Below are 5729 nucleotides of genomic sequence, written 5' to 3' on the forward strand. Positions count from 1 at the left end.
CGGCGAGCCGGTCGTAGAAGTCCTCGACGCTGGTGTAGCGGATCATCAAGCCGCCTCCCCCGTGACCGCATCGAGCCGGACCGGCAGCGACCGCAGTGCTCGCTGAGCCGCCCGCCGGGCGGTGCGCCGGGCCCGGACCTGGTCGGTCAGCTCCCGCGACAGGCGGAACGTCTCAACCTGCTCGGCAGCGGCCCAGCCACGCTCGGCCTCCTCGATCAGGGCGTCAATCTCGGCGATCTCCGCCGCCATCTGGTCCTCCCTCGCCACCGTGGCGATGTCGTCGTCGAACAGCGGGAACAGCGCCTCGCTGGCCTCATGGCTGGTGATCAGCACGGTCTTCATCAGGCAGCCCGCCCTTCGGTCGCGGTCCAGCGCGCGTCGGATCGCAGCTGCGCCGCGTGCCAGCGCTGGTAGGCCAGCCCGGTGCGCTCCACTGCCGCGCCGTGCGCGACCTGCGCGTCCCGCAACGCGGCCCGGTAGTCCGCGCGCGTCGGCTGCTCGGTGACCAGCTGGCGAATCGAGGCGACCCGCGCCGCCAGCCGGACCATCTCCCGGCGCGCAGCCAGGTACCCCTCGGCCGCTCGCTCTTCCGACAGCCGAAGCGCCACCAAAACGGGACGCTCAATCACATTGGATTCCATATCAACTCTCTTCGTCGAAACGAAAAAGGAAAACGTTGGAATGGGCGGTGGTGCGACTCTTGAGGAGTCGCACCACCCGCCCACTACGGCTCTGAACAGGAGAGATGACAGAGTTCAGAGCTTCAGCTTTCGCATTTTGCCCAGTTTCTTGCATCAGGGCGACGGACTAGGCGGGTCGCTTACGGCTTAGCTACCTGTCCGCCCCTAGCTTTTCTCCGAGCCAGGCCGGGTAAATGAAGTTTTCAAACAACTGGAGGTCGATTCGCGAAGCTTGAACCTCATCGACTGACACGACTCAGCCTAGGTCGAACTAGGTCGGTTTGTCGCTACTCCATCCAGGTGAACTAGGTCAAGCTGGGTCAGGCTAGGTATGCTGACCGCATGGAGATGCTGTCGGCAGGGTTGGCCCCCTTCGAGCGCGTCGCGGAATCAGTGCGGCGCGCTGTTCGATCGGGGGAGCTGGAACCTGGGCACAAGCTTCCGAGCAATCGGGAGATGGCCAAAGAGCAGGGCGTTTCGCTCGCGACGCTCCAGAAGGCGATCGCCCTTCTGCAGGACGAGGGCTGGCTGGTGTCGCGGGCTTCGGTTGGCGTCTTTGTTGCGGATAACCCGCCGAAGGACACTCCAGTCGCCTCGCTCGATGATCTTCGTCAATCGCTGGACAAGCTGCGGGACGAACTTGGTCTACTTCAAGCTCGCGTCGCCAAACTTGAGTCCGAAAAGGACTAGCTGGCGACCTGACGGAAGAAGGTGGCTACGCCGTCGATCGCGTCTGTCGCTGAACCAATTGCTGCGCGAACCCAGGTAGCCGCGTCGCTCGGACGCTTGATCACGATGGCGAGGGTCGCGAGGATGACCAAGCCGCCGATCAGTTTCGGGAGGATGCTGCCGCCGCTACTGGGCAGCGGAATCATGTTGCTCTTCTTGCCCATCGCTACCTCGCGTCGGTGGGGTTCGTGTTCGCTGTCATGAACCAAGAACACCACCGAGGCGGCCGCCCTGGTAGGCGATGCGCAGTCGCGTCCGCGCTATTCCGGAAAGGACTATTCCGGGGCGGCATACGAGCTGGTCAGGGCCTTCCAGCCGTCCGAAAGAATCTGTGACAAATCCGAGTTCGGGGCTTGCCAGCCCAGCTCCTCGCGGATGCGCCGGCTGTCCGCGAGGAGCATGCCGGGTTCGTTCGCGGGCGGGTTCCGCTTGATCCGAACCGGGCGACCGGTGATCTGCTCGGCGGCCGCGAGGACGTCGTTGATGGACGTTTCGCGGCCACTGCCGACGTTGTATGCGCGCCACAGGCCGGGCCTGCAAGCCTCGATGGCGAGGACGAAGGCGTGTGCCATGTCGGCGACGTGCACGAAGTCGCGGACGGCGGTCCCGTCGCCGTTGACGCCCAGCTCCTCGGCAAGGCCGGCCTGGACGGCGAGCACCTTGGGGATCAGGCGGGTGAAGTCGCGGTCCGGGTGGTCGTCGACGGCGCCAGCGATGTTGAACGCGCGCAGGCTGATCGCGCCGAGCCGGCCGGTTGCCGCGACGTTTGCTGCCGCGAGGTCGGCCGCGGCTTTGGTCGCTCCGTACGGGTTCGTGGGGGCGATCGGCGCGCCTTCGCTGATGGGCTGCGCGGCCGGAGTGCCGTAGACGGCCGCCGTCGACGCGAGCACGAGGCTGGCCGGCGCGTCCCGGTCCGTGAGGGCTTCGAGCAGGTTGAGCGTGCCGTTGACGTTGGTGCGCCAGTACGGCAGGGGATCGGCCAGGGACTCGCGGACCCGAGCGCGGGCCGCGAGGTGGCACACGCCGTCGATGCCGGGGACCGCTTCGCGGAGGCTGGCCGGGTCTTCGACGTCCCCGACTGCCGTCGCCGCTGCCTGCCGTGGGGCCTTGGCGGCGTCGCGCACGAACGCCACCGGCTCGTGTCCTCGTTCGGCGAGGGCGGCGACGACGGCGTGTCCGAGGTACCCGGCAGCGCCGGTGACGAGAACGCGCACGTGCTCAGCTTGCCAGGAGCGTGTTCCGGTGCTGCCAGGCCAGCTCGATGCAGGCGCGCGAGATCGGCGACAGCGGTTCGGACTTCAGCCGCTCGCGGGACTCTGTGTTGAAGGGGATGCCAACGGTGGGCCGGGTCGCGTCGGTGCTGACGGCGGCGCCCTCTTCGTTGACTTCCACCATGTCGGCGAAGAGCTGGTCGAACACTGGCCCCTCGATGACGGCGACGGTCAGCAGCTCCACCCACAGGGTCAGCGGTTCGAGCACGACAGCGCAGGTGAAGACCCGGAAGTCGCCGGCCGCGCGAGCAGCGGCGAAGGACCGGAACGGCTCGTCGTGCTCGTAGTCGATCGGGTCAAGGGAGTTGCCGTCGTGCTCCGGGTTGCCGAGGAACTCCTCGGAGTACTCGCGCTGGATGTTGCGCCACAGGGAGAAGTCGTTGGCCTGGTGCGCAGGGGCCAGGGCGGCGGGCTGGAATACCCCCGCCGGAATGACGTGGAACATGCCGCCAGCCACGGCGGTGGCCTTGGCGTCGCGGCGGTGCAGATACATCCGGTGCCCGTCGATCGGGTCCCGCCGTATGGTCAGCGTGTTGATGCTGGGCAGCATCGGCCGCGCGAGCAGGTCGAACGGGTCCTCGATGTGCCGCCGCAGCGGCAAATGAGCCAGGCTGGGGCGTTTCCGGCCAGTGCGGAGCCAGCCATCGGCGAACTCGTGCGCTGCGGCCTCGCAGACGTCCAGGACGTCGAAGTAGGTGGTGTAGCTGAACCCGAGGCGGCCCTTGCCGCCGGTCCAGTCGACCTCGGCAAGCCGGTAGCTCACACGGTTGTCCAGCAGCTTCGGCCGGGCGAGGTCGCGCAGCGCGCGGGAGTAGAGCCGGAAGTGCTCGCCGTCCGCGGTCAGGGGCCGGACGCTCTCGGTCTGCTCGATGGCCCCGACGATGGCGGGCTTGGGCAGGGCCTCGGCGAGCCAGTACAGCTCGATGTCGGACAGCTCGACTGGCTCGGAGGGCAGCCAGCTCGGCTGGGTCAAGACGGTGGTGCCGGGAATGCAGTGGGCCTGCGGGTACAGCTTCGAGGCGAGGTCGCCGAGTCGGGCGCGGTTGGCATTCAGCTCACGCCGTACGAGCTTCCAGTGCTCCTGGCTCTCGTGCGGGGCGCCGGCGTCGCTGACCTGCCCGGGCTTGGGGATGGCGTCCGCGGAGTGGTCGGGCAGGATGCCGAGGCGTTCCGGCGGGATGTGCAGCTTGGCTGCGATGGACCGCAGCTCGGCAAGGCCGGGCACGAGCTTGCCCTTCTCAACCTTGGACACCCAGGACTGCGTCGTGTTGAGCAGGTCAGCGGCTTCCTGCTGAGTGAGGTTGTGGTGCTGCCGGTACCAGCGGATGACCTCACCCGCGTCGGAGCCGTCTGGGGGAGCGGCGACTGCCTGGGCCACGTGAAGCCACCTTTCACCATGTCGGGTCTGGGTCACGATGTCGCCTCCGCTTCGTCGTCCGCGCACCACGGATTGTGGCAGGTCTTGGGCGTTCGAGGGTGGCGATCGAACCTGGAGACCAGCCTGCATTCAAGGGCCGGTCGGGAGACTGAGCCTCAGTGGCCGCGCCTTAGGAGGACCGAGCCGGGCTAGTCGCCGAGGGAGGCGCGACGCTTCTCCCGCGCGATTCGCCGGCGTTCCTCGGGGGAGATGCCCCGCGACGGGGCAGGAAGAGCCTCGACTTTGCTGAAAAACTCGGCGAGTGTCATGCCAAGGCCGAGGACGATCATCCTGCCGAGGATGACGATGGAGGGGTTTCGCTGGCCGCGCTCGATGAGGCCAATCATCGAGGCGTCGACGCCGCTCAGTTCTTCGAGGTCTTCCATCGACAGCGCGCGGGTTTCCCGCTCGCGACGGAGCTGTGCGCCGAGCGCGCCGAGGAACGGCTCGCGAGGCGGGATCTCGGCGCGGGGTGGCACGAGCGTCAGGTGTATCGGTCTATAAGCGATGAGAACAGACAAGATCATCATCATTCAAATCGCACTGTGACAATCTGCACTGACCCAGGCATGATGAGGACTCGAAAGAGCAGGTCAGAGCTGGTGCTGTGACACCGGCGCGCGGAGGATCACATGACGAGAATTGAACTGCCAGCCAGTCCGCTGTCCATCACCCTGAAGGTCGAACACGAGCCGGTTCCGCTGTTCCACCTGGCCAACATCCGCCGGTTGCCGGAAATGTGGCGGGTGCGGGCGGAGGTGGACGAGCTGGAGCTGTGCGCGGACGAGGACCGCGAGGTCGGGCTGGTTGAGTTCGCGCTGGTCGACCTCAACCGGGACTTCGACGTCTTCGACGGCGCAGTGTCCGGCCCCGGCGCCGACGTGCTGGATGAGGTACTCGCCCCCGGTGGGCGCCTGGTGCACGAGATCGACCGCCGCGTCCCGGCGTACGGCCCGCCGAAGCTGATCCTGTTCCGGCGCGGCGAGATCACCCCGGCCTGGCGGTCGGCGGGGCTGTCGGTGCCGCTGATCCTGGGCGGGGCGTCCCTGCTGGCGCCGCTGGCCCGTGTCGCGGTCTACAGCAGCAACGGGCAGGAGGAGGCGCTACGGCTGGCCGGTGTCCCGGACGGCGATCGGGAACTGGCGGTGGCGGCGCTGCACGAGCTGCTGGAGCAGGCTGGGTTCTGGCGCTGGCACCGGGCGCACGTGGCCGCGCTGCACGACGCCGACTTCCGGAAACGGTGCGCCAAGGTGATCGAGGGCTGGTTCAACCCGCAGTTCTTCAAGGAGGCGTGAGCGCGAGACCGAGGCGTTACCGCGGGGTGGTGACCACACCGGAGGAGCTGGACGCGCTGTGGGACCGCTACGACGCGGCCATGGTCGGCTAGTGCGCCCCGCTGGCCGCATCCTCGCGGCGACCAAGCCCGACCTCGAAGCCTTCCCGGCGATGCCCGGGATGGTGGAAGGCGCGACCAGTTGCAGTCCGCGTTGCAGTTCAGTCCCGTTCACAGACGTTCACGGAGTCGGCTAGCCCGGTATCGTACAAGGTCACGACGGTGTTCGGACCTCGACGAACAGGCTTCCCGAGAGCTGAAAAGCGGAAGGTCGCCGGTTCGACCCCGGCCCTGGCCAC

General features: G+C 67.6%; 8 protein-coding genes. 2 read left to right on the top strand and 6 right to left on the bottom strand.

Annotated features, from left to right (window positions below; genetic code table 11):
- Window positions 1–45: 45 nt before the first annotated feature.
- Both D0D15_RS35095 and D0D15_RS35100 read right to left on the bottom strand, forming a co-directional pair.
- Window positions 46–342: a hypothetical protein gene (locus D0D15_RS35095; RefSeq protein WP_094006360.1), complete on the bottom strand. Its 297-nt coding sequence runs from the start codon at window positions 340–342 to the stop codon at window positions 46–48.
- Window positions 342–608, bottom strand: a complete 267-nt coding sequence (locus D0D15_RS35100) for a hypothetical protein (protein ID WP_115945077.1) — start codon at window positions 606–608, stop codon at window positions 342–344. Before D0D15_RS35100 ends, D0D15_RS35095 begins: the two co-directional genes overlap by 1 nt.
- A 414-nt stretch (window positions 609–1022) precedes the next feature.
- Here D0D15_RS35100 and D0D15_RS35105 point away from each other — a divergent pair, with 414 nt between their 5' ends.
- Entirely contained in the window at window positions 1023–1370 is a 348-nt protein-coding gene (locus tag D0D15_RS35105; protein ID WP_094006358.1) for a GntR family transcriptional regulator, read from the top strand.
- On the opposite strand, the gene D0D15_RS35110 is transcribed toward D0D15_RS35105, so the two are convergent.
- The 4 genes from D0D15_RS35110 to D0D15_RS35125 form a co-directional block, all read right to left on the bottom strand.
- Window positions 1367–1573, bottom strand: coding sequence for a hypothetical protein (locus D0D15_RS35110; protein WP_094006357.1), 207 nt, complete (start codon window positions 1571–1573; stop codon window positions 1367–1369). The two genes, D0D15_RS35105 and D0D15_RS35110, sit on opposite strands and share 4 nt — an antisense overlap.
- 111 nt (window positions 1574–1684) lie before the next feature.
- On the bottom strand, window positions 1685–2623 hold the full coding sequence (locus tag D0D15_RS35115) for an NAD-dependent epimerase/dehydratase family protein (RefSeq protein ID WP_094006356.1): 939 nt from the start codon (window positions 2621–2623) through the stop codon (window positions 1685–1687).
- Window positions 2624–2627: 4 nt separating this feature from the next.
- Complete coding sequence (locus D0D15_RS35120; RefSeq protein WP_198958265.1) at window positions 2628–4094, bottom strand: helix-turn-helix domain-containing protein; 1467 nt, start codon at window positions 4092–4094, stop codon at window positions 2628–2630.
- Between the two features lie 152 nt (window positions 4095–4246).
- Window positions 4247–4630 carry a helix-turn-helix domain-containing protein gene (locus D0D15_RS35125; protein WP_094006354.1) on the bottom strand — a complete coding sequence of 128 codons (384 nt, stop codon included), beginning with the start codon at window positions 4628–4630 and terminating at the stop codon, window positions 4247–4249.
- A 99-nt stretch (window positions 4631–4729) separates the two neighbouring features.
- On the opposite strand from D0D15_RS35125, the gene D0D15_RS35130 reads away from it, so the two are divergent.
- The gene (locus D0D15_RS35130) at window positions 4730–5392 is read left to right on the top strand and encodes a hypothetical protein (protein ID WP_094006353.1); all 663 of its coding nucleotides are present in this window, start codon (window positions 4730–4732) and stop codon (window positions 5390–5392) included.
- Window positions 5393–5729: the final 337 nt, after the last annotated feature.

Source organism: Amycolatopsis thermalba (assembly GCF_003385215.1).
Classification (GTDB): Bacteria; Actinomycetota; Actinomycetes; order Mycobacteriales; family Pseudonocardiaceae; genus Amycolatopsis_E; species Amycolatopsis_E thermalba.